General features: G+C 71.7%; 24 protein-coding genes and 1 tRNA gene. 6 read left to right on the top strand and 19 right to left on the bottom strand.

The genetic code is table 11. From position 1 onward, the window contains the following. Positions 1 to 102 precede the first annotated feature (102 nt). The 8 genes from rplL to ACFWU6_RS12835 form a co-directional block, all read right to left on the bottom strand. Entirely contained in the window at positions 103 to 486 is a 384-nt protein-coding gene (gene rplL / locus ACFWU6_RS12870; protein ID WP_356525203.1) for a 50S ribosomal protein L7/L12, read from the bottom strand. Between the two features lie 110 nt (positions 487 to 596). Continuing rightward, positions 597 to 1,127, bottom strand: coding sequence for a 50S ribosomal protein L10 (rplJ, locus tag ACFWU6_RS12865; protein WP_267724692.1), 531 nt, complete (start codon positions 1,125 to 1,127; stop codon positions 597 to 599). Positions 1,128 to 1,384: 257 nt separating this feature from the next. After that, a complete protein-coding gene (locus tag ACFWU6_RS12860; RefSeq protein WP_383980814.1) occupies positions 1,385 to 2,341 on the bottom strand; it encodes a hypothetical protein in 957 nt (318 codons plus the stop codon). Positions 2,342 to 2,523: 182 nt separating this feature from the next. Then, entirely contained in the window at positions 2,524 to 3,252 is a 729-nt protein-coding gene (gene rplA, locus ACFWU6_RS12855; RefSeq protein WP_266996557.1) for a 50S ribosomal protein L1, read from the bottom strand. Positions 3,253 to 3,343: 91 nt separating this feature from the next. Further along, the gene (rplK, locus tag ACFWU6_RS12850) at positions 3,344 to 3,778 is read right to left on the bottom strand and encodes a 50S ribosomal protein L11 (RefSeq protein ID WP_053682632.1); all 435 of its coding nucleotides are present in this window, start codon (positions 3,776 to 3,778) and stop codon (positions 3,344 to 3,346) included. A gap of 170 nt (positions 3,779 to 3,948) precedes the next feature. Then, entirely contained in the window at positions 3,949 to 4,893 is a 945-nt protein-coding gene (gene nusG / locus ACFWU6_RS12845; protein WP_383980812.1) for a transcription termination/antitermination protein NusG, read from the bottom strand. Positions 4,894 to 4,977: 84 nt separating this feature from the next. Further along, positions 4,978 to 5,259 (bottom strand): preprotein translocase subunit SecE, encoded by a 282-nt coding sequence (gene secE / locus ACFWU6_RS12840; protein WP_030825982.1) that lies wholly within the window; start codon positions 5,257 to 5,259, stop codon positions 4,978 to 4,980. Between the two features lie 104 nt (positions 5,260 to 5,363). After that, positions 5,364 to 5,436 (bottom strand) — tRNA-Trp (locus tag ACFWU6_RS12835). Positions 5,437 to 5,630: 194 nt separating this feature from the next. Between ACFWU6_RS12835 and ACFWU6_RS12830 the strand changes: the two genes are divergently transcribed. Both ACFWU6_RS12830 and ACFWU6_RS12825 read left to right on the top strand, forming a co-directional pair. Beyond that, positions 5,631 to 6,857 (top strand): pyridoxal phosphate-dependent aminotransferase, encoded by a 1,227-nt coding sequence (locus tag ACFWU6_RS12830; RefSeq protein WP_383802563.1) that lies wholly within the window; start codon positions 5,631 to 5,633, stop codon positions 6,855 to 6,857. 285 nt (positions 6,858 to 7,142) lie between these two features. After that, positions 7,143 to 8,162: an adenosine deaminase gene (locus tag ACFWU6_RS12825; protein WP_383802566.1), complete on the top strand. Its 1,020-nt coding sequence runs from the start codon at positions 7,143 to 7,145 to the stop codon at positions 8,160 to 8,162. Here the strand turns inward: ACFWU6_RS12825 and ACFWU6_RS12820 are convergent. The 6 genes from ACFWU6_RS12820 to ACFWU6_RS12795 all read right to left on the bottom strand — a co-directional run bounded on the left by ACFWU6_RS12820 (position 8,152) and on the right by ACFWU6_RS12795 (position 14,301). After that, entirely contained in the window at positions 8,152 to 8,568 is a 417-nt protein-coding gene (locus ACFWU6_RS12820) for a hypothetical protein (protein WP_383802569.1), read from the bottom strand. The genes ACFWU6_RS12825 and ACFWU6_RS12820 overlap by 11 nt on opposite strands. 16 nt (positions 8,569 to 8,584) lie before the next feature. Continuing rightward, positions 8,585 to 9,640, bottom strand: a complete 1,056-nt coding sequence (locus ACFWU6_RS12815) for a UDP-N-acetylmuramate dehydrogenase (RefSeq protein ID WP_383980810.1) — start codon at positions 9,638 to 9,640, stop codon at positions 8,585 to 8,587. Between the two features lie 68 nt (positions 9,641 to 9,708). Beyond that, positions 9,709 to 10,107, bottom strand: a complete 399-nt coding sequence (locus ACFWU6_RS12810; protein WP_383802573.1) for a DUF3291 domain-containing protein — start codon at positions 10,105 to 10,107, stop codon at positions 9,709 to 9,711. 77 nt (positions 10,108 to 10,184) lie between these two features. Continuing rightward, complete coding sequence (locus ACFWU6_RS12805; RefSeq protein ID WP_383980808.1) at positions 10,185 to 11,657, bottom strand: DHA2 family efflux MFS transporter permease subunit; 1,473 nt, start codon at positions 11,655 to 11,657, stop codon at positions 10,185 to 10,187. 94 nt (positions 11,658 to 11,751) lie between these two features. Further along, positions 11,752 to 12,369 (bottom strand): TetR/AcrR family transcriptional regulator, encoded by a 618-nt coding sequence (locus tag ACFWU6_RS12800; protein WP_383980806.1) that lies wholly within the window; start codon positions 12,367 to 12,369, stop codon positions 11,752 to 11,754. 765 nt (positions 12,370 to 13,134) lie between these two features. Continuing rightward, positions 13,135 to 14,301, bottom strand: a complete 1,167-nt coding sequence (locus ACFWU6_RS12795) for an ROK family transcriptional regulator (protein ID WP_383980804.1) — start codon at positions 14,299 to 14,301, stop codon at positions 13,135 to 13,137. A 63-nt stretch (positions 14,302 to 14,364) separates the two neighbouring features. Between ACFWU6_RS12795 and ACFWU6_RS12790 the strand changes: the two genes are divergently transcribed. The 3 genes from ACFWU6_RS12790 (at position 14,365) to ACFWU6_RS12780 (ending at position 17,800) form a co-directional block, all read left to right on the top strand. Continuing rightward, positions 14,365 to 15,579 (top strand): MFS transporter, encoded by a 1,215-nt coding sequence (locus ACFWU6_RS12790; RefSeq protein ID WP_383980802.1) that lies wholly within the window; start codon positions 14,365 to 14,367, stop codon positions 15,577 to 15,579. 63 nt (positions 15,580 to 15,642) lie between these two features. Next, positions 15,643 to 17,037 (top strand): uracil-xanthine permease family protein, encoded by a 1,395-nt coding sequence (locus ACFWU6_RS12785; RefSeq protein WP_383806445.1) that lies wholly within the window; start codon positions 15,643 to 15,645, stop codon positions 17,035 to 17,037. 76 nt (positions 17,038 to 17,113) lie between these two features. Beyond that, positions 17,114 to 17,800, top strand: a complete 687-nt coding sequence (locus ACFWU6_RS12780) for a DUF5995 family protein (protein WP_383980800.1) — start codon at positions 17,114 to 17,116, stop codon at positions 17,798 to 17,800. Positions 17,801 to 18,017: 217 nt separating this feature from the next. Here the strand turns inward: ACFWU6_RS12780 and ACFWU6_RS12775 are convergent, their stop codons facing one another. The 4 genes from ACFWU6_RS12775 to ACFWU6_RS12760 all read right to left on the bottom strand — a co-directional run bounded on the left by ACFWU6_RS12775 (position 18,018) and on the right by ACFWU6_RS12760 (position 21,491). After that, positions 18,018 to 19,715 carry a flavin monoamine oxidase family protein gene (locus tag ACFWU6_RS12775; protein ID WP_383806356.1) on the bottom strand — a complete coding sequence of 566 codons (1,698 nt, stop codon included), beginning with the start codon at positions 19,713 to 19,715 and terminating at the stop codon, positions 18,018 to 18,020. 43 nt (positions 19,716 to 19,758) lie between these two features. Further along, positions 19,759 to 20,559 carry a carbon-nitrogen hydrolase family protein gene (locus ACFWU6_RS12770; protein ID WP_383980798.1) on the bottom strand — a complete coding sequence of 267 codons (801 nt, stop codon included), beginning with the start codon at positions 20,557 to 20,559 and terminating at the stop codon, positions 19,759 to 19,761. Positions 20,560 to 20,779: 220 nt separating this feature from the next. Then, entirely contained in the window at positions 20,780 to 21,178 is a 399-nt protein-coding gene (locus ACFWU6_RS12765; protein WP_383806362.1) for a hypothetical protein, read from the bottom strand. A gap of 169 nt (positions 21,179 to 21,347) precedes the next feature. After that, positions 21,348 to 21,491: a hypothetical protein gene (locus ACFWU6_RS12760; RefSeq protein ID WP_383806365.1), complete on the bottom strand. Its 144-nt coding sequence runs from the start codon at positions 21,489 to 21,491 to the stop codon at positions 21,348 to 21,350. 193 nt (positions 21,492 to 21,684) lie between these two features. Between ACFWU6_RS12760 and ACFWU6_RS12755 the strand changes: the two genes are divergently transcribed. Further along, on the top strand, positions 21,685 to 21,984 hold the full coding sequence (locus tag ACFWU6_RS12755; protein ID WP_383806368.1) for a WhiB family transcriptional regulator: 300 nt from the start codon (positions 21,685 to 21,687) through the stop codon (positions 21,982 to 21,984). Between the two features lie 104 nt (positions 21,985 to 22,088). On the opposite strand, the gene ACFWU6_RS12750 is transcribed toward ACFWU6_RS12755, so the two are convergent. Then, positions 22,089 to 22,544 (bottom strand): Lrp/AsnC family transcriptional regulator, encoded by a 456-nt coding sequence (locus tag ACFWU6_RS12750; protein ID WP_007262967.1) that lies wholly within the window; start codon positions 22,542 to 22,544, stop codon positions 22,089 to 22,091. Between the last annotated feature and the right edge of the window lie 6 nt (positions 22,545 to 22,550).

Here is a 22,550-nt window from a genome sequence, read left to right as displayed (position 1 = left end):
CCAACGAGACCAGGGCAAGTCAGGCACTACGGGTACGCCAAAGGGCGACCACCCTTACGGGTGATCGCCCTTCGCAGGAGCCTCGGAGAGGCCCCAGAGGTGTTACTTGACCTCGACAGCCGCGCCGGCAGCCTTGAGGGACTCGGCGGCCTTGTCAGCGGCCTCCTTGGCGACCTTCTCGAGGACGGGCTTCGGGGCGCCGTCCACGAGGTCCTTGGCCTCCTTGAGGCCCAGGGAGGTCAGCTCGCGCACGACCTTGATGACCTGGATCTTCTTGTCGCCGGCACCGGTGAGGATGACGTCGAACTCGTCCTGCTCCTCGGCGGCCTCGGCCGGGGCACCCGGGGCGCCCGGGGCGGCAACGGCGACGGCCGCGGCGGCGGTGACGTCGAACTTCTCCTCGAAGGCCTTCACGAACTCGGAGAGCTCGATGAGGGTCATCTCCTCGAACTGGGCGAGGAGGTCGTCCTGAGAGAGCTTCGCCATGATGGGCGATCCTTCCACTAATTCGGCAGGTGCCGGATGTATAGAGAGGCGGGCGTAACGGCCCGCTACGACCCACGCACTAGGCGGCGTGGATCAGTGCGCGAGCCGAATTACTCGGCACCGCCCTGCTCGGCGAGCTTGACGCGAAGCGCTTCCGCGGTGCGGACGAACTTCGACGGCAGCGCCTGGAAGAGCGAGGCAGCCTGAGACTGCTTGCCCTTGAACGCGCCGGCCAGCTTGCTGAGCAGAACCTCGCGGGACTCGAGGTCCGCGAGCTTCTTGATCTCATCGGCGGTCAGCGCCTTACCGTCAAGGACACCGCCCTTGATGATGAGGTTCGGGTTCTCCTTGGCGAAGTCACGCAGGCTCTTCGCCGACTCCACCGGGTCACCGGTGATGAAGGCGACCGCGGTCGGACCAGCGAAGTGCTCGTCCAGCGCGGTGATCCCGGCCTGGTTGGCCGCAATCTTGGTCAGCGTGTTCTTCACCACGGCGTACTGGGCGTTCTCACCGAGCGAACGACGCAGCGTCTTGAGCTGCGCGACGGTGAGACCCCGGTACTCGGTCAGCACGGCGGCGTTCGAGCTCTGGAACTGGTCCGTGAGCTCGGCTACCGCGGCAGCCTTGTCGGGCCTTGCCATAGAGCGTCGGCCTCCTTCCGGGTGATGAGGACCGCTCAGAAGGGGCTGAACAAACGAAACGCCCCGGCGCAAGCGCACGGGGCGTAAGCTCAACCGAATTGCTCCGGGAGCGTGTCCACGAACACCTGCGCAGGACGTCCGCACTCAGCGGATCCTTCGGCCACCGCACCCTTGCGGGCACGGCAACGACCAGCGGTCTTTGGCTTCTCGTGAAGCGTACGTGAAACGGTCCAGCCGAGGCAAATCGCCTCGGGTGGTCAGGCCCCGGCGCCGGCCTTGCCCAGCTCCTTGAGCATGCCGAACAGGTCGAAGGTCTCGCTGTCCGGCGGCGTCTGCACGGTGGCGGCCGAGCCGTAGTCCGAGTAGTACGCGTCCATGTTCATGGTCCCCTGCGGCATGCTCATGCCGACCTTCATGTGGACCGGGTAGCCGTCCTTGTTGACCCAGACGTCCATGTCGTAGCCCGTGATGCCGGCGGTCTTCATGGCGTCGGTGAGCTGCTTGCGCTCCGCCTCGGTCAGTGCCTTGACGGAGTCGTTCGCGGCCAGCATCTCCTCGAAGGTGACGGTGCCCTTGTAGTGCTCGGCGTCCGTGCCCTCGACCTTCTCGCTGCCGACGTGCTTCACGTTCGGCGAGCTGAGGAGCAGGGCGAGCTGCTTGGCCGGGTCCTGGCCCTGCTCGACGCCGCCCAGGCCGCCCAGCTTCCTCAGCGCCTCGGCGTCGCCCGACGCCGCCGCGGCGGCGTTGAGGTCGAGCTTCATCCAGCGCTTCCCCTCCATGCCCTCCATGCCCTCCAGGCCCTTGGCGGTGGGGGAGCCGGCCGGCATCTCCATGAACATGACGTTGTTCGACATGATCATGCGCACCGACTCGGCGCCGGAGCCGGCGGGGAGCGCGCCCTTCATGGTGATGTCCATGACGTCCGGGCCCCAGCCCTGTACGCCCGTCATCTCCATGTTCGTGGCGGCGCCGGTCGCGGCGGGCATCGAGAGGGTCATGCGGACCTTGGCCGACTTCGCGGCCGAGGTCTTCTTGTAGGCCGCGTTCAGCGCCTCGGCGGGGGATACGGCCGCCGCCGGCTTCGCGGGCTCGGCGGACGCGCTGCCCGCCTTGCCGGAGTCTGTCTTCTTGCCGTTCTCACACGCCGTGGCGCCGCCCACGAGCAGTACGGCGGCCAGTACGGCGCCGACGGTCTTCTTCCGGTACACGGACATGAGGTCCCCACCCCTAGATCGATCGTTTGTTCCATGGACTGTACCGGCCCTCCGCCCCCGCGGCGCACGGCGCCCGGGCCCGTGTCCGCTCCGGTGTGAGCCGGAACACGGAAACGGGCCCCCCGGCGCCCCCGTGAAGGGGTGCCGAGGGGCCCGTTCAGCCACTCGGTGAGCCGTCAGGCTCAGACCGCGGCCGGGTCTTCCTCGACGAGGAGGTTCCGGGTGCGGTTGGAGTCCAGCTGGATGCCGGGGCCCATCGTGGTGCTCAGGGCGGCCTTCTTGATGTAGCGGCCCTTCGCGGCGGACGGCTTCAGACGAAGGATCTCGTCGAGGGCCGCGCCGTAGTTCTCGACCAGCTGCTCATCGGAGAAGGAGACCTTGCCGATGATGAAGTGCAGGTTCGAGTGCTTGTCGACGCGGAACTCGATCTTGCCACCCTTGATCTCGGTGACAGCCTTCGCGACGTCCATCGTGACGGTGCCGGTCTTCGGGTTCGGCATGAGGCCACGGGGACCGAGCACGCGGCCGAGGCGGCCGACCTTGCCCATGAGGTCCGGGGTGGCGACAACGGCGTCGAACTCGTTGAGGCGGTTGCCCTTGGCGATCTCGTTGATCAGCTCGTCGTCGCCGACGATGTCGGCGCCGGCGGCTTCCGCGGCCGCAGCACGGTCACCGGTCGCGAAGACCAGGACCCGGGCGGTCTTGCCGGTGCCGTGCGGGAGGTTCACGGTGCCACGCACCATCTGGTCGGCCTTGCGCGGGTCTACACCCAGGCGGAAGGCGACCTCGACGGTGCTGTCGAACTTGGTCGCGGAGGTCTCCTTGGCGAGACGGACGGCCTCGAGCGGGGCGTACTGCTTCTCCCGGTCGATCTTGGCGTCCGCAGCGCGGAGAGTCTTGCTGCGCTTCACTTCTGCTCCTGTGTTGTGACTTCAGGTGTGGAGTCGTGGTGCGGACCAGCGCTTGGTCCTACCACTGGTGGTGCCGGGCGGTGAGGCTGGATCAGCCTTCGACCGTGATGCCCATCGAGCGCGCGGTGCCGGCGATGATCTTCTCGGCCGCGTCGATGTCGTTGGCGTTCAGGTCGGGCATCTTCAGCGTGGCGATCTCGCGGACCTGGTCACGCGTGAGCTTCGCGACCTTGGTCTTGTGCGGCTCGCCGGAGCCCTTCTCCACGCCCGCGCTCTTGAGGATGAGGCGCGCGGCCGGCGGAGTCTTGGTGATGAAGGTGAAGGAGCGGTCGTCGTAGACCGTGATCTCCACCGGCACGACCATGCCGCGCTGCGACTCGGTCGCGGCGTTGTAGGCCTTGCAGAACTCCATGATGTTGACGCCGTGCTGACCGAGCGCGGGGCCGACCGGCGGAGCCGGGTTGGCCGCGCCGGCCTTGATCTGGAGCTTGATGAGCCCCGTGATCTTCTTCTTCTTGGGAGGCATTGCTCTCTCCGGGTCCTAGTGAGAGTGTTTCGCCGCCAATCCGGTCATCCGGATGGAGGCATACCGCACCACGATAACGGGTATCGGTGCGAGGCTGAAAACCGAGCAGGTCAGACCGTCCTTTTCGGGGCGGTCTGACCTGTTCGAAGCTGTTGCCCAGAAGAGCTGGATCAGTTCTTCTGGATCTGGTCGAAGCTGAGCTCGACCGGGGTCTCGCGACCGAAGATCTCGACGAGTCCCTTGACCTTCTTCGAGTCCGGGTTGATCTCGTTGATGGTCGCCTGGAGCGTCGCGAACGGGCCGTCGGTGACGGTGACCGAGTCGCCGACCTCGAAGTCGAGGACCTCGATGGTGCGCTTCACGGAGGGCGCGGGCAGGCCGGCCTCCTCCGCGGCGGCCTTGGCGGCCTTCTCCTGCGCCTCCGGGGCGAGCATCTTGACGATCTCGTCCAGCGTCAGCGGGTACGGGTCGTAGGCGTTGCCGACGAAGCCGGTGACACCAGGCGTGTTGCGGACGACGCCCCAGGACTCGTTCGTCAGATCCATGCGGACGAGAACGTAACCGGGCAGCTTGTTCTGCCGGACGTTCTTGCGCTCGCCGTTCTTGATCTGGACGATCTCTTCCTCGGGCACCTCGGCCTGGTAGATGAACTCCTCGACGTTCAGCGAGACGGCGCGCTGCTCCAGGTTGGCCTTCACGCGCTTCTCGTAGCCGGCGTAGGTGTGGATCACGTACCACTCGCCGGGCAGGAGGCGCAGCTCCTCGCGCAGGGCCTGGACCGGGTCCACGGGCTCCGCGGGCTCGACCGGGGCGGCCTCTTCGGCCTCCTCTTCGGCGTCGGCGTCGGCCTCGACCGCGCCCTCGACCTCTTCGGCGCCAGCCTCGTCGTCAGCGGCCTCTTCGACCTCTGCGTCGTCCTCGACCCGGGCGTCGCCCTCGACCTCGGCCTCGACGTGCAGCGCGGCCTCCTCGGCTGCGACACCCGCCTCGGCGTCGGCGAGCTCGGCCTCGTCGGGGTCCACGGCGTCGGCAGCCTCGACGATGTCGAGCTGGTCCTCAACGGACTCGACGGACTCGACGGACTCGTCGCTCGCGTTCAGGTTCGGGTCAGACACGGTGGCTGCTTCTTCCTGGATACAAAAGGTGGTGGAACATGCGAAAACGGGCGGCACCCATCAAGGCGCCGCCCTCCGCGGGGATCAGCCGAAGACGAACTTGATGGCTTCCTGGAACCCATAGTCAATCACGGTCACCAGACCGATCATGATGACCACGAAGACAATCACCACGGTGGTGTACGTCGTGAGCTGATTGCGAGTGGGCCATACAACCTTGCGGAGTTCCGCGACGATCTGGCGGTAGAAGAGCGCGAGACGACCCAGAGGGCCCTTCTTGCCGCGCTTACCGCCCTTGCGGGCCTTCTTCTCGCGCGTCTCGTCCTCGGCGTCAGGCATGTCGATGGAGCCCAGGGCGTCCGTCACGTCTCTCACCTGAATCCGGGTCGTGGCCGTACCGCGCCCGGTTGCGCCGCACGGCGTTGCATAAGTACGTACCTGCGCACACACGTCCGAGGAGGAGTGTGGAGCAGGGCCGGAGGGACTCGAACCCCCAACCGCTGGTTTTGGAGACCAGTGCTCTACCAATTGAGCTACGACCCTTTGCGTCCCCCAACCTACCGCATCCGGGCGAGTGCACGGAGTGCTCACGCTCTGGAGCGGCTGGCGAGGTCCAACGACAGGTGAGTGTACGTGAACCCGGCCCTGACGTCGAACAGAACCCCGTCCGGCGTCGCCGCGGTCCGGTGACTGAAACGGTGTGCGGCCCTTGTGGGCCGTCTGGGACGATTGGCCGCATGACCTCTGCAACGCCTTCCTCCGAGCGCCGGGTGTCCGCCCGCATCGGCGCCATTTCCGAGTCCGCCACCCTCGCCGTCGACGCCAAGGCCAAGGCCCTCAAGGCCGCCGGACGCCCGGTGATCGGCTTCGGCGCGGGCGAGCCCGACTTCCCGACCCCGGACTACATCGTCGAGGCCGCCGTCGAGGCCTGCCGCAACCCCAAGTACCACCGCTACACGCCGGCCGGCGGCCTCCCGGAGCTGAAGGCCGCGATCGCCGCGAAGACGCTGCGCGACTCCGGCTACGAGGTCGACGCGTCCCAGGTGCTGGTGACCAACGGCGGCAAGCAGGCGATCTACGAGGCCTTCGCGGCCATCCTGGACCCGGGTGACGAGGTCATCGTCCCGGCTCCGTACTGGACCACCTACCCGGAGTCCATCCGTCTCGCCGGCGGTGTCCCGGTCGAGGTCGTCGCCGACGAGACCACCGGCTACCGGGTCTCCGTCGAGCAGCTGGAGGCCGCGCGCACCGAGCGCACCAAGGTCGTCCTCTTCGTCTCCCCGTCCAACCCGACGGGCGCCGTCTACAGCGAGGCGGACGCCGAGGCCATCGGCCGCTGGGCCGCGGGCCACGGCCTGTGGGTCCTGACCGACGAGATCTACGAGCACCTGGTCTACGGCGACGCGAAGTTCGTCTCGCTGCCGGCGATCGTCCCCGAGCTGGCCGACAAGTGCATCATCGTCAACGGCGTCGCCAAGACGTACGCGATGACCGGCTGGCGCGTGGGCTGGATCATCGGCCCCAAGGACGTGGTCAAGGCCGCGACGAACCTGCAGTCGCACGCCACCTCCAACGTCTCCAACGTGGCCCAGGTCGCGGCGCTGGCCGCCGTCTCCGGCGACCTGGAGGCCGTCCACGAGATGCGCACCGCCTTCGACCGGCGGCGCCGGACGATGGTGCGGATGCTGAACGAGATCGACGGCGTCCTGTGCCCGACCCCCGAGGGCGCGTTCTACGTGTACCCGTCGGTCAAGGACGTGCTGGGCAAGGAGATCCGCGGCAAGCGCCCGCAGACCTCCGTCGAACTGGCCGCCCTGATCCTCGACGAGGCCGAGGTCGCGGTCGTCCCGGGCGAGGCCTTCGGCACCCCCGGCTACCTGCGCCTCTCGTACGCCCTGGGCGACGAGGACCTGGTGGAGGGCGTCTCCCGAATCCAGAAGCTCCTGGCGGAGGCCAAGGCCTAGAGCGGCCGGCAGCGAACCCCCGAGTGGCGGCCTCCCCCCAAGGACGGCCGCCACTCGTCATTCCCCGCCGCAGCCCCCTCACCCCCGCCGGTGTCTGCGGCGCGGGGCCCGGGCGGAGCCCGATGTTCAGCCCCGTCGGCGTTTGAGGCGCGGGTCCGGGCGGAGCCCGGGAGGCCGCGCGCAGCGGACCGAGCCGCCGCCTCCGCACCCGCTCGCGCGTTCGAGCAAGCCCCCGAAAGGTAAAACGCCCTCCCGCTCAGCGCGTGCGTACGGCAGGATCACCAAATGGAGCACGCACGCGACCTCACGCTTCTGCCGAAGGCACACCTCCACCTGCACTTCACCGGCTCGATGCGACCATCGACCCTGCTGGAGCTCGCCGACAAGTACGGCGTCCGCCTCCCCGACGCCCTCACCGCCGGGGAGCCCCCCAAGCTGCGCGCCACCGACGAGCGCGGCTGGTTCCGCTTCCAGCGGCTCTACGACGCCGCCCGCTCGTGCCTCCGGGAGCCCGACGACATCCGCCGTCTGGTCCGCGAGGCCGCCGAGGAGGACGTACGGGACGGCAGCGGCTGGCTGGAGATCCAGGTGGATCCCACCTCCTACGCCCCCCTGCTGGGCGGCATGATCCCGGCCGTAGAGATCATCCTCGACGCCGTCGACTCCGCCTCCCGCGAGACCGGTCTCGGCATGCGCGTGGTCATCGCCGCCAACCGCATGAAGCACCCCCTCGACGCCCGCACCCTGGCCCGCCTCGCCGTCCGCTACGCCGACCGCGGCGTCGTCGGCTTCGGGCTCTCCAACGACGAGCGCCGCGGCATGGCCCGCGACTTCGACCGGGCCTTCGCCATCGCGCGCGAAGGCGGCCTCCTCGCCGCACCGCACGGCGGCGAGCTCACCGGCCCCGCCTCCGTCCGCGACTGCCTCGACGACCTGGACGCCTCCCGGATCGGGCACGGCGTCCGGGCCGCCGAGGATCCGCGGCTGCTCAAGCGGCTCGCCGACCGGCAGATCACCTGCGAGGTCTGCCCGGCCTCCAACGTCGCCCTCGGGGTATACGAGCGGCACGAGGACGTGCCGCTGCGCACCCTCTTCGAGGCCGGGGTCCCGATGGCGCTGGGCGCGGACGACCCGCTGCTCTTCGGCTCCCGGCTGGCGGCGCAGTACGAGATCGCCCGGACGCACCACGGTTTCACGGACGCGGAGCTCGCCGAGCTGGCCCGCCAGTCGGTGCGCGGCTCGGCCGCGCCCGAGGAGGTGCAGGCCAAGCTGCTCGCGGGGATCGACCAGTGGCTCACCGGGTGAGCCGCAGGTCCCCCTCGTAGCAGTCGGCGCGCACCCGGGCGCCGTCCGGGAAGCCGATCTCCAGGTGGGTGCGGCCCTGTTCGGGCAGGGCGTACTCGGCGACCGAGGTGACGGTCTCGCCGAGGTGCCGCAGGAAGGGGTGGTCGCCGAGGTCCTCGCCGACCTCGACGCGGCCCCACTCCCCCGTGTCGTACGGCGCGTGCGGGGCCGCGGACTCGACGATGAGGCACTGGTCGGACCCGGTGGTGATCCGGATGGAGTCGCCCACGCTGTCGATCAGCCAGACGTCGAGGGGGGCCTCGGACCGCTCGCCCTCGCTGATGTGCCAGGACGCGACGACTCTGCTGAGCGTGCGCCCCACGAGGCGGGTGGGGTCCGTACCGGCCCCGTGGAGGGGACAGAGCATGGGCGGCCGGGACTCCTCAGATGCTGACGCCGACCGTCACCGGCTCGTTGACCAGGGTGACGCCGAAGGCCGCGTGGACGCCCGCGACGACCTCGCGGGCCAGGGAGACGAGGTCCTCGGTGGTGGCCCCGCCGCGGTTGGTGAGGGCCAGGGTGTGCTTGGTGGAGATGCGCGCGGGGCCGGTGCCGTAGCCCTTGGTGAAGCCGGCCTTGTCGATCAGCCAGGCCGCGCTGGTCTTCGTACGTCCTTCGCCGGCCGGGTAGGCGGGCGGGGCCGTGTCGGGGCCGAGGCGGTCCTGGGCGCGGGCGAGGAAGGCGGCGTACGCCTCTTCCGTCAGGATCGGGTTGTGGAAGAAGGAGCCGGCGGACCAGGTGTCGTGGTCGGCGGGGTCGAGGACCATGCCCTTGCCGGCGCGCAGCCGCAGTACGGTCTCGCGGGCCGCGGCGGCGGGCACCCGGTCGCCCGCCTCGACGCCGAGGGCGCGGGCGGTCTCCGGGTACTTGATCGGCGCGGAGAGCCCGCCCGCGTCCTCCAGGGCGAAGCGCACGCGCAGGACGACGTACCGCTCGGGCTGGTGCTTGAAGGTGCTGTCGCGGTACGAGAACGCGCACTCGGCGGCGGTCAGGGTGACCGTCTCGCCGCTCGCGCGGTCGTAGGCGACGACCTCGGTGATGGTGTCGCGGACTTCCTGTCCGTACGCCCCGACGTTCTGGATCGGGGTGGCGCCGGCGGAGCCCGGGATGCCGGCCAGGCACTCGATGCCCGCGAGGCCGGCGTCGACGGTACGGGCGACGGCGTCGCTCCAGTTCTCGCCCGCGGCGAGCTCCAGGGTGGTCCCGTCGAGGGTGAAGCCGGTGGTCGCGATGCGCAGGGCGGTGCCGTCGAAGCCGCGGTCTCCGATGACCAGGTTGCTGCCGCCGCCGATGACCAGGAGCGGGGTGCCGCTCTCGTCCGCGGCGCGGACGGCGGCGACCACCTCGGCGTCGGTGGTCGCGGTGATCAGACGGGCGGCGGGACCACCGAGACGGAAGGTGGTCAGCGGGGCGAGGGGGGCATCGTGGAGTTCCTGCACGTGGACAAGAGTACGGTCCGTGCCTCCCGCATCCCTGCGGGGCCACGGACCGTGGCTCGACCGGTGTCTCAGCGTCCCGGCCCCTGCTCGGCCAGGCGGCGCTCCGCCTCGGCCCAGCCGATGGGCAGGGCGGAGGCGGGGGCGGTCCAGAAGGTGAAGGCGGATTCCTTCATGAAGGCCGCGGCGGCGCGGGAGTCGGAGCGGTGGGGCTCGCCGGCGGCGAAGCGGTAGAGCGCGTCGCGGTCCTCCCAGGCGGAGAGGGTGAGGAAGGTGCGCCCGAGGACGCGGGCGCGCAGTGCGGAGCCGTGGGCGCCGGGGGCCTTGCGGATCTGGCGGATGATGCCGGGGGCCTTGAGGAGGAACCGGACGGCGCCGACCAGGGTGGTGGTCTCGAAGCGGGAGGCCATCACGTAGACCTCGGCGCCGGGCGCGGCCGGAGTGGGCGTGGACCAGGGGATGTCGGGCATGGCGTGCACTCCTCGCGGAACGGTGGGTCGCGGGTCGGGGGTCGGGGCCCGGGGTCGGGGACCGGGATTCGGTCGGGTCAGTGGGCGGCGGGGACCTTCTGCGGCGCCGATGCCGGGGCCGGGGCCGCGAGGTCGGCGGGGACGGCCGGGGTGGCCTTCGGCTTCCGCGGGAGGAGCAGGGCCAGGACGGCGGCGACGGCGACCGCCCCGGCGCCGATCCACAGGGCGGGGACGGTGCCGTCGGTGAAGGCCTGCGGGGTCTCGTATCCGCCCTGGGCGGAGAAGACGGAGGCCAGGACGGCGACACCGAGGGCTCCGCCGACCTCGCGCAGGGCGTTGTTGGTGCCGGAGGCCTTGCCCTGGTCGGCGGGGGCCACCGTGGACATCAGGACGTTGGCGGCGGGGGCGAAGTACAGGGCCATCCCGATGCCGCTGAGGATCAGCGGGGGCAGCTGGGCGGCGTACGAGAGGTCCGTGCTCAGGACCGCGGCGAACCACCCGAGGCCGAGTGCCTGGAACGCCAGCCCGGCGGCGACGACCGGGCGTCCGCCGATGCGGTCGGAGAGGATTCCGGCGATCGGGGCGACGATCATCGGCATGCCGGTCCAGGGGAGCATGCGCAGTCCGGCCTCGGTGGGCGAGTAGCCGGCGACGCCCTGGAGGAACTGGCTGAGCAGGAAGATCGAGCCGAACATGCCGAGGAACATCAGCAGGCTGGCGAGGTTGATCCCGAGGAAGCCCCGGTCGCGGAAGAGGCGCATCGGGAGGATCGGATCGGCGTGGCGGAAGCCGTGGCGGACGAAGCCGCCGACGAGGGCGGTGCCGACGGTCAGGCCGGTGAGCACGGGAGCACTGGTCCAGCCCTCCGCGTTGGCGTTGACCAGGGCGTACACGATGCCGAAGAGGCCGCCGCTGATCATGAGGGTGCCCGGGACGTCGAGGCGGGATCCGGGGGCGGTGGACTCGGCGAGGCGCAGCCGGGCGAGCGGTATGAGGGCCAGGCCCACCGGCACGTTGAGCCAGAAGATCCACTGCCAGGAGATGTGCTCGGTGAGGCTGCCGCCGATGAGGGGGCCGCTCGCGACGGCGAGACCGGTGACGGCCCCGTAGATCCCGAGGGCCATGCCGCGGCGCGCGGCCGGGACGGCGGTGGTGAGCAGGGTGAGGGTGAGCGGCATCATGATCGCGGCGCCGACGCCCTGGACGGCGCGGGCGGCGATGAGCGCGTCGATGCCGGGCGAGAGGGCGGCCGCCGCGGACGCCCCGGTGAAGACGGTGAGACCGATGATGAAGAGCCTGCGGCGACCGAACCGGTCCCCGAGGGCGGCGCCGAACATCAGGAGCACGGCGAAGGTGAGCGTGTAGGCGTTCACCGTCCACTCCAGGTCCTCCAGCCCGCCGCCGAGGTCGGTGCGGATGGCGGGCAGGGCGGTGGTGACGACGAGGTTGTCGAGGGCGGCCATGAAACTGGCGACGCCGGTGAGGATCAGGGCCCAGACGGCGGGTGCCCGCAGTCTGGTGTCGGTGCTCTGGGTGCCTTGCGTGTTCACGGTTCCCCCTACAGGTTGTTAGTTAGTGCTGACTAACTTGCGTGGACAGCCGCCGCTACGGCACGGGAAGCCCCGCGCACTACTACTGCTGCCGCTACTCCTTGACGTGCGGCTCGGGCGCGGACGCGGGCGCGGGCCGGGGCTGGGGCTGGGGCTGGGGCTGGGGCTGGACCGACGGGTAGCAGCCGTCCCACACCCGGTGGCCCGGTGGGAAGCCCATGGCGGCGAGGGTGTTGATGAGCATCCCGTACGCCAGGAAGGTGGTGGTCTCCCCGACATCGGCCCCGAGGGGCAGGTGCACGGTGTCCCACAGCTCCATCCAGGCGGCGCGCACCATCTCCCCGAACTCGGGCTCGCCGGCGGCTTCGGCGGCGGCCACGGTCACGTAGATCTGGAGCTGCATCTGGAGCTTGTCGGGCTGTTCGGTGATGAGCTGCATGTACGCCGCCCCCATGACCTGCACCGCATCCTGGTCCCCGATCCCCTTCGCGGCCTCCTCGAAGACGACCCGCACGTCCTCCATGCAGCGCGCGGCGGCGGCGAGGAACATCGCCTGCTTGTTGGGGAAGAGCCGGAAGAGGTACGGCTGCGAGACACCCACCCGCTTGGCGATCGCCTCGGTGGAGGTCCCGTAGTAACCCCCGCGCGCGAACTCGTGCATCGCCGCGCGAATGACGCTCTCACGCCGCTCGTCTGCGCTCATCCTTGCCATGGTTCAAAGTTAGTGCTCAATCACTAACTGGGTCAAGGGGTGGGTGGGGGTGGGGCTTCGGGGGCGGGGCGGGGGTGTGGGGGCGGGGCTTCGGCCGGGCGAGAGGTAAGCGATCAGATGGTGGAGCGTGAGGTCGGATTCATTAACCTCACGCTCCAACACAGCCCATTCCCAACCCAAACGGACGCCTGCGGCGGGGTAGTGACCCGCTGGCGGGGTCTTGGGTGGGGGGACGGCGGTCGGACGCTCGACCGAGGGAAGCGCGTAGCGATCTGTTGCGTGAGGCCCGGCCGGACTGCCGCCAGGGTCATCTCACCGCTGTTTGGCGCAGGTACCCGGCTGCCCGGTCCGGAAAGGCGTGCCCTGGGCCCCGCCTGGACTACCTGCCCGCTACATGAGCCCCAGACGGACCGCAGCCGCCAAGCAAAGAGAAGCGCGTAGCGATCTGACGCGCCCCGAAGCCGGCCCGCCCTTCCCTGGCCAGGGCCGATGTGGACTGCTCCCCCCGGCCCGTTCCTTTGGGGGGTTCCCGACAGTCTTCGTATGTCCGGGGCGGGACGGTCGGTCAAGGGTGGAGCGCAGCGACATCGCGAAGCGACGCGACGACGAAGGAGGAGCGCCCTTGAGGGACCGGCCCGACCCGGAGAGACGATGAGACTGACGGGAAACCCCCACACCCGCCCACCCCCGCCCCGCCGAAGCCCCCGCCCCCACCACCCCCGCCCCACCCTCAAAGCCCCCGCCCCGCCGAAGCCCCCCGCCCCCTCACCCCCCGAACAGCACCTCCTGCGCCGACTCCCGCGCCGCCAGTCTGGCTCCCGCCAGGACCGCCGGGCCGCCCAGGGCCGTGGCGCGGACCTCCGTCGGGAGGGGGGTGAGCGTCGTCAGGCGGCGGGAGACTCGGGCCGCCAGCGGCGGGCCGCCCGCCAGGCCCAGTTCACCGGCCAGCACCACGCAGCCGGGGTCCAGGATCGCCGCGACCGCCGCCGCGCCCAGCGCCAGCCGCTCGGCCAGGGCGTCCAGGAACCCCTCCCCCGCCGCCCCCGCCACGGCCTGCTCCGCCGGGCCGTCGAAGCCGTGCTCGCGGGCGAGTGCCGTCACCGCGTCCCGGCCCGCCAGTGCGTGGAAGCCGCCGCCGCAGTCGGTGGCCGACGGCAGGCCGCCGGTGCCGGGGACCGGGAGGAAGCCGATCTCGCCGGCCCCGCCCGAGGCGCCGCGGCGCAGCCGGCCGTCCAGCACCACGGCCGCGCCGACGCCCGCGCCCAGCCACAGCAGGACGAAGGAGTCCAGGTCGCGGGCGGCGCCGAGGCGCTGCTCGGCGAGGGCGGCCAGGTTGGTCTCGTTCTCCACGACCACCACGGCGGGCAGGCTCCGCTGGAGGGCCGTCACCAGGTCGCGGTGCCAGGCGGGCAGCCCGGTGGTGTCGCGCAGTTCTCCGGTGGCGGGGGCGACGAGCCCCGGGGCGCCGATGACGACGGTGTGCAGGGCCGCGGCGCCCGCGTCGCCGGCGGTGCGCAGCAGGGCGGCCACGGCGTCGTCGGGGTGGCCGACGGGGAGGGCCGTCTCGGCGAGGGGTCGGCCGAGCAGGTCCGTGATGACGGCGGTGACGCTGTCGGTCCGTACGTCGAGGGCGGCGAGGTGGGCGCGGTGGGCGACGATCCCGTACAGCTTGGCGTTGGGGCCGCGGCGCTGTTCCCCGGACTCCCCCACGACCTGGATGAGCCCGGCTTCGGTGAGCCGCTCGACGAGGTCGGCGACCGAGGGTCGGGAGAGGCCGGTCCTGGTCTTGAGCTGGGTGGCCGTCAGCGCCCCGGCCTCTTGGAGGAGTTGCAGGGCGAGCCGGTCGTTGATGGCGCGTGCCGTGCTGGGCGAGGCGGGAGACGGCGCCGGGGTGGGCGACGGAGACGGGGCCGGGGTGGGGGCAGGGGTCACGGCGTCATCCTAGGGAGTCGAACTCACTAACCATCAGGCAGGGTCCCTGATAGTTTATGCGCCATGACCGGGGAAACCGACCTCAGCCCGGCGCGCCTGCGCCACGCCCGCTTCGCGATCGCCGCCGTCTTCTGCGCCCACGGCGCCGTGACCGGCTCCTTCGCCACCCGCATCCCCTGGATCCAGGACCATGCGCAGCTCAGCGCGGGCACCCTGGGGCTCGCGCTCGCCTTCCCCGCCCTCGGCGCGGCGCTGGCGATGCCGCTGGCCGGACGGGTCAACCACCGCTTCGGGGCGCGCGCGGCGCTGCGGGCGCTGCTCGCGATGTGGACGCTGTCGCTGATCCTGCCGAGCCTCGCCCCGAACCTGCCGACGCTCTGCTTAGCGCTCTTCGTCTACGGGGCCACGTCGGGGATGTCGGACGTGGCGATGAACGCGCTGGGCGTGGAGACGGAGAACCGGCTCGGCCGCTCGGTCATGTCCTCGCTGCACGGCATGTGGAGCGTGGGAGCCCTGCTCGGTTCGGCGGCCGGTACGGTCGCGGCGCACGCGGGCGCCGACGCGCGGCTGCACCACCTGATCGCCGCGCTCGCGCTCACCGCGGCCGGGCTGGTCGCCGTCCAAGGGGTCCTGGACCTGAGGAGCGACCAGGGGGCGCAGGCGCCGCCGCACTTCGCGCTGCCGCCGAGGTCCGCGCTGCTGATCGGCGCCGTCGGCTTCTGCGCGGTCTTCGCCGAGGGCGCGAGCCTGGACTGGTCTGCGGTGTACCTGCGGGACGTGCTGGACACGGACGCCGGCCTGGCCGCGGCCTCCACCACGGCGTTCGCGCTCACCATGGCGGTCGCCCGGCTCGTCGGGGACCGGGTGGTGGACCGCTTCGGCCCGGTGCCCACGGTCCGGGCGGGCGGGGTGCTGGCCACCGCGGGCGGACTGCTGGTGGTCTCGGCGGGGCATCCCGCGGCGGCGATGGCCGGCTTCGGGCTGATCGGGCTGGGCATCGCGGTCGTGGTCCCGCTGGCCTTCGCGGCCGCGGCACGCAGCGGCCCGGCCCCGGCGCAGGCCATCGCCGGCGTCGCGACGATCACGTACACCTCGGGTCTGATCGCGCCGTCGGCCATCGGCGCGGTGGCGGACGCCACCTCGCTCGTGGTCTCCTTCGGTCTGGTCACCGTGCTGGCCTTCGCACTGGTCGTGGGGGCCGCCGTGCTGCGGCCGAAGGCGGCCGCAGCGGGGACCGCCAAGACCAATCGGGACGAACCTGCCGGAATCCAGCCGTAAAATACCGCTGGCCGCCCGGCGGCCCGGATGCTTGATCACACGGCGGAACGGAAGTGGTGGAACATGGGCCTCGGCGTGCGCTGGACCCTGCACGGAGACGGGCGGACCCCCGCCCCCGGCGCGGTGGTCCGGCCGGACGAGCGGTTGTCGTGGCCGCGGACCGCCGGTCTGGGCGCCCAGCACGTGGTGGCGATGTTCGGCGCGAGTTTCGTGGCGCCGGTCCTGATGGGCCTGGACCCGAACCTCGCCATCATGATGTCCGGCGTCGCGACGATCGTCTTCCTCCTGGCGACGCGCGGCCGGGTGCCGTCGTACCTGGGCTGCTCGCTCTCCTTCGTCGGCGTCGCCGCGGCGATCCGGGCGGGCGGCGGGGACAGCAGGGTGGTCACCGGGGCGGTCTTCGTCGTCGGTGTGGCGCTCTTCCTCGTCGGCCTGGCCGTGCAGCGCTTCGGGGCGCGGATCATCCACGCGGCGATGCCGCCGGTGGTGACCGGCGCGGTCGTGATGCTGATCGGCTTCAACCTGGCGCCGGTGACGGCCTCGACGTACTGGCCGCAGGACCAGTGGACGGCGCTGCTGGTCATGGCGTTCACGGGACTGGCCGTGGTGTGCCTGCCCGGATTCTGGTCGCGCATCGCGATCTTCCTCGGGCTGGTCTTCGGGTACGGGATCTCCTGGGTCTTCGACCTCGTCTTCGGCAAGATCCACTCCCCGGCGGGCGGGGCGGAGGCCGTGGACCACTGGCGCCTGGACCTCTCGGGGGTCGGCAGGGCCGACTGGGTGGGGCTGCCCGCCTTCCACGCCCCGGCCTTCGAGTGGTCGGCGATCCTGATCGCCCTGCCGGTGGTGATCGCGCTGATCGCGGAGAACGCCGGGCACATCAAGGCGGTCGGCGAGATGACCGGCGACCCGCTCGACGACAAGCTCGGCACCGCGATCGCGGCCGACGGCGCGGCGTCGATGCTGTCCACGGCCGTCGGCGGCCCGCCGAACACCACGTACTCCGAGAACATCGGCGTCATGGCCGCCACCCGCGTCTACTCCACTGCGGCGTACTGGGCGGCGGCGGGCTTCGCCCTGCTCTTCGGCCTGTGCCCGAAGTTCGGCGCGGTCGTCGCCGCGATCCCGGGCGGGGTCCTCGGCGGCATCACCGTCATCCTGTACGGCATGATCGGCCTCCTCGGCGCCCAGATCTGGCTGAACGGCCGGGTGGACCTGCGCAATCCGCTGAACCTGGTGCCCGCCGCGGCGGGCATCATCATCGGCATCGGCGGGGTCAAGCTCCAGATCACCGACAGCTTCGAGCTCGGCGGCATCGCGCTGGGCACGATCGTGGTGATCACGGGCTACCACGCGCTGCGGTACTTCGCCCCCGCGCACCTCAAGCAGCAGGAGCCGCTGCTCGACGCGGGCACGTCGACGTACGACGATCAGGACGGGCGGGACACGCCGCGTTGACGGGCTTTCGCCCGAACCGGCGAAGCGCACGGCCAAGTTCCCCGCATCCGGGTCGGCGCCTGCGACCCTGCCTCCCATGGAAGCGGTGCTGGCGCGGATGCGCGCCCTGGACGAGCGGCTCCCGCCGCAGGACGGTGTCGCCGTCTTCAACCGGGTCTACCTGACCGTGACCGAAACCCTGTACCGGCGCATCGAGGGCGGCGCCTTCCCCGCCCCGGCGCGGGCGCAGACCCTGAGCGTCCGCTTCGCCGAGCGGTACCTGGCGGCGGTGGAGTCGGACCGGGCGCCGGCCTGCTGGCGCCCGCTCCTGCAGTACCGGCGCCACCCCGGGGTCCGCCCGCTCCAGCACGCCCTGGCCGGGATCAATGCGCACATCGGCCACGACCTGGCGGTGGCGGTGGTGTCGACCTGCCGCGTCCTGGAGTGCGAACCGGCGGCTCTCGAAGCGGACTTCGACCGGGTGGGCGACACGTTGGTCGCGCTGGAGGAGCACATCCGCGAGGAGCTGATGCCGGGCCCGGACCTCCTGGAGGTCGCCGACCCCCTGACCCACCTGGTCGGCTCCTGGAGCCTGGACCGCGCCCGCGCGGGCGCCTGGGCGGCGGCCCGGCTGCTGTGGGCCCTGCGCCGCTCCCCCGGCCTGGCCGAGGAGTTCCGCGACTCCCTCGACGCGGGAGTCGGCCTGGTCGGCCGCTGTCTGCTGACACCGGCGCCGCTGCGGCCCCCGGCCCCGCTGAGGTCCCTCGCCGCGGCCTGCCGCTGACCACGGCGGTCCGGCGGCCGCGCGCGGCCGCTGACCAGGCCGGCCACGGCTGACCGCCAGGGTCCCGTGCCGGGCGCGGCCCCGTGTCCGCCCGTTCCGGTCGTGGGCCCGGTCCCGCCCCCGGTCGTGGCGGGGCCGCGGCACGGGAACGGGCCGCCGCCGCGTTCGTGCGCGGTGGCGGCCCGTGGTCTGCGGGGGGGGCGGGTCCCCTTCGGGGTCAGTCCTCCGGAAGTTCGACCGGGGCGATGTCGTCGTAGCGGTCGCCCGGACCCGGGTTGGCGGCGTCGGTGGAGCCGCCGAGGTGGTGCATGACGCCCCAGACCGCGTTCAGGGCGGTCTGGACCGCGCCCTCGGCCCAGCCGGCCGTCCAGGAGATGTCGTCGCCCGCGAGGAAGATGCCGCGCTTGTCCTCGGGGAGGCGGTCCTGCATGAAGTGGGTGAACAGGCGGCGCTGGTAGCGGTAGTGGCCCGGCAGGTTGGCCTTGAACGCGCCCATGAAGTAGGGCTCGTTCTCCCAGGACACGGTCACCGGGTTGCCGATGACGTGGCGGCGGATGTCGACCTTCGGGTAGATCTCGCCGAGGGACTTCAGCATGACCTCCATCCGCTCGTTCGCCGACAGCGGCAGCCACTTCAGGCTGTCGTCGCACCAGGTGTACGAGAGACAGATGACGGCCGGCTTGTCCGGGCCGTTGTCCAGCAGGTAGGTGCCGCGGGTCATGCGGTCGGTGAGGGTCATCGACATGACGTCGCGCCCCGTCTCCTCGTCCTTGTCCAGCCAGAACGGCCGGTCAACGGGGACGAAGAGCTTGCTGGACTCCATGTAGTGGGTGCGCTCGATCGCCGTCCAGTGGTCGATCGGGAAGAGCGTGTCGTCGCATTCGATCTTCGACAGCAGCATCCACGACTGCGCCGTGAAGATCGCGGCGCGGTAGGTGCGGATGTCGCCGGAGGAGTCGGTGACCGTGATGCGGTTGCCGGCCGTGCGGTGCAGGCGGGTGACCGCCGGGCGCGGGGCGCCGTCGTGCAGGGAGGACAGCGAGGTGCCCTGGGCCCAGTGGACGATCTTCTCGGGCTCGCGCTCCCACAGGCGCAGGGGCAGCTGCTGCGAGCCGCCGACGATGCCGCGGTGGTGGTCGTCGGCCTCGGTGTAGACGACGCGCAGGATCTCCAGGATGGAGTTGGGGAAGTCGGTGTCCCAGCCGCCCGTGCCGAAGCCGACCTGGCCGAAGATCTCGCGCTTGCGGAAGGACTGGAAGGCCTCGGACTTGCAGAGGAACCCGTAGAAGGTCTCGTCGTCGAGCTTCTCGACGAGCTTCGCCCAGATCTCGCGGATGCGCGGGACGTCCCGCTCGCGCATCGCGGTGTTCATGTCGGAGAAGTCGGCGCCCTCGTCGAGGCAGGCGTTCCACGCTTCGGCGACGTCGCGGTAGACCTGCGGGAGGTCGGCGATGGTCTCGGCGTAGTGGGACTCGCCCTTGAGGTCCACGACCGTGGAGGGGGTGGCCTCGGACAGCGGGTTCGGGAAGGGCTCGGTGACGAGGCCGACGAGGTCGATGTAGTGCTGCAGGGCCGTGGAGGACGGCGGGAAGCGCATGGCGCCCATCTCCGCGGTGAGCTCCTCGGTTCCGGCGCCCTCGAAGCCGACGGTCCGCAGCCGGCCGCCGATCTGGTCGGCTTCGTAGACGACGGGCTTGAGGCCCATCTTCATGAGCTCGTAGGCGGAGATGATGCCGGACAGCCCGCCGCCGATGACGGCGACCTCGGTACCGAGCTCGGTGGCCGGTATCTGGCCCAGGCCCGCCGGGTGGGCGAGGAAGTCGTCGTACGCGTACGGGAAGTCCGGGCCGAACATGGTGATCGGCGGCTGTCCGTCGCTGTGCGGGACGGCGGTGGTGGGCACCGTGGACGTCATGGGGTACGGCTCCTTGCGGGCGGCAGGCTGGGGGGAAGTGGTCTCAGACGAGGGAGGCGTAGAGCCCGGGGCGACGGTCGCGCAGGTACGGGTTGGTCGTGCGCGAGGCGTTCAGCAGCTCGGGGTCGGCCTCGCCGAACACCAGCTCCTCGCCGCGTCCGGCCCGGGTGCGGGTGATCCCGTCGGGGCTCGCCAGGCAGCTGAGTCCGACGAACTCGAACTCGCCTTCCGGGCCGGTGCGGTTGACGTACGCGATGTACATCTGGTTCTCGAAGGCCCGTACGGGGACGAGCTGTTCGGCGACGAACTGGAAGGGATGCATCTGCGCCGTCGGCACCAGGAGGAGGTCGGTGCCGGCGAGGGCGTGGGCCCGGACGTTCTCGGGGAACTCCACGTCGTAGCAGATCATGATGCCGACGCGGAGGCCGCCGAGGTCGGCCTGGACGACGGGGGCGTCGCCGGGGGTGAAGGCCCCCTGCTCGAAGCTGCCGAAGAGGTGGGTCTTGCGGTAGTTCGCGAGCCGGGCGCCGTCGGGGCCGACGAGTTGCGCCGCGTTGAACACGGCACCCGCGGCGCGCTCGGGGTAGCCGTACAGGACGGCGACCCCGTGGCGGCGGGCGATCTCGCCGATGGCGCGGGCGGACGGGCCGTCGGCCGGTTCGGCGAGATCGGCGATGTCCTGGACCTCGAGGGCGTAGCCGGTGAGGAACATCTCCGAGGTCACCAGGAGACCGGCCCCGCGCTGTGCGGCACGCTCTGCGGCCTCGTCGAGCGTCTTCAGGTTGTCGGCGGTGTCACCGAGCCGTCCGGAGCTCTGGAGGAGGGCGGTGCGCAGCGGGGGCATGGACTACCTCTGTGGCAGGAGGGGTGGGGTCCTACGACGGTACGTTCGCGCGTTCGACGGGGACAAGCCGTGACCGTTGCGCTGGGCGCATCGATTCGTTGCGTGTTGTGCGGCTTGTCCGGCGATTCGTTGCGTACGGCCTTCCTTGGCCCTCGTGGACCCCTCGTGGACCCCTCGTGGACCCCTCGTGGACCCCTCGTGGACCTCCCGGGGAGCCCCTTCAGCGGACCGCGCGGAAGGCCGGGTGGGCGCTCAGGAAGTGCAGGTCTTCGAGGATGTCGGGGGTGTGGTTGGAGACGACGCGGCCGCTCCAGGTGTCGCAGAGGGCGGGGACCGTCAGGGTGCCGCCGTAGTGGTGGCCGGCCGCCTCGTAGGCCCGCCGCAGGGCGGTGTGTCCGGGGGCCCGGCTGTCGGCGCCGAGGACGGTGGCGGCCAGGGTGTCCTGCAGGCCCAGCCGGGCGTGGGCCTCGGCGACCTGCTCGGAGCGGGGACAGCCGGCGGCGAGGTACAGGTGGTAGCGGTACGGGGCCGGGCAGAAGCCGGCCCCGATCCGGCCGCGCGGGGCGGGGGCCGGAGCGGGGCGGGGCAGGACGGTGCGGGGCAGGACGGTGGGCGGCATGGCTCTCCAGGGTCTGGCGCGGGGCCGCCGGGACACACCGGCGCGCGGCGGCGCGGCGGGCGCGCGGCCGGGGCGGTCGTCTCCTCGGCGTACCGGGTACGGGGTGGCGGCGCGGGGCCCCCGGTGCGGGCGGGGCCGGGTGCGGGCCGGTCGGGTACGGGTCCGGAGATCAGCCGCGCGGGCCGAACGCGCTGCACACGCGCAGGAGGTCGATGTGCAGGCGCCGGGTGAGCCACCAGCGGCGCAGCGCCTGCGCCGGGGTGCGTACCGGGGAGGGAGCCGGGGTGGGTGTCGCGGGAGGAGCCGTTCGCACCGGCCGCGCCCCCCGTTCCTGTCCTCGCGCGGTGACCGCGCAGGCCGTCGTGGCCGTCTCCCGCAGTTTCGTCGGGCGGCCGGGTGCCGTCAAGGAGGCGGAGGCACCCCGACCCGCGCCGGGTTTGCTGCGGCGGGGTTTCGCGGACCGCCCAGCGGTCACACGCGGGGTCAACCCACGGAGAGGAACTGCCATGACCGACGTCGCACGCCTTCCCGGCTCCACGCACCACTCCTGGGAGTGGCAGGCCCGTGCCGCCTGTCGGGAGCTCGGCTCCGCCCGGTTCTTCCACCCGGCCGGTGAACGGGGCGACGACCGCGAGGAGCGGGATGCCGCCGCCAAGCGGGTCTGCGGAGGATGCCCGGTCCGGACGGCCTGCCTGGAGCACGCGCTGAGCACCCGGGAGCCGTTCGGCGTCTGGGGCGGTCTGACGGAGGAGGAGCGCCGGGCCCTCCTGGAGGACGGGCGGCCCGCCCTCGCGGGCCGTCGCTGACCGGCTCCGGCCCCCGGGGCTCCGGCCGGGCCCCACTTCGCGCGCCGCTCCCGCCGGGCCGTCCCACGGGCCGCCGGGGCCCGCGGGGGTCCGCGGGGGTCCGCTCAGGCCGGCGCCCCCGAGGTGAACCGCCGCAGGAGCGGCGACAGCACCAGTACCGACTTGGTGCGCTCGACGAAGGGCTCCCCGGCGATCCGCTCCAGCACCCGTTCGAAGTGCCGCATGTCGGAGGCGAAGACCTGCACCAGGGCGTCCGCGTCGCCGGTGACGGTCGACGCGGACACCACCTCGGGGTAGCGCTCCAGGCCTCGCCGGATGTCGTCCGGCGAGGTGTTGTGGCGGCAGTAGATCTCGATGAAGCCCTCGGTCTCCCAGCCCATGGCCGCCGGGTCCACCCGGACGGTGAAGCCGGTGATGGCGCCTTCGGCGCGGAGCCGGTCCACGCGCCGCTTCACGGCGGGGGCGGAGAGCCCGACCTCCGAGCCGATGTCCGCGTAGGAGCGGCGGGCGTCCTCGGCGAGGGCGTGCACGATGCGTTCGTCGAGATCGTTCAGTCGCACAGAGGG

The organism is Streptomyces sp. NPDC058674, from assembly GCF_042716505.1.
In the GTDB taxonomy this organism is placed as follows: Bacteria; Actinomycetota; Actinomycetes; order Streptomycetales; family Streptomycetaceae; genus Streptomyces.
Note: the sequence above shows the minus strand (reverse complement) of the source record. Positions and strands in the feature narration are given on the sequence as shown.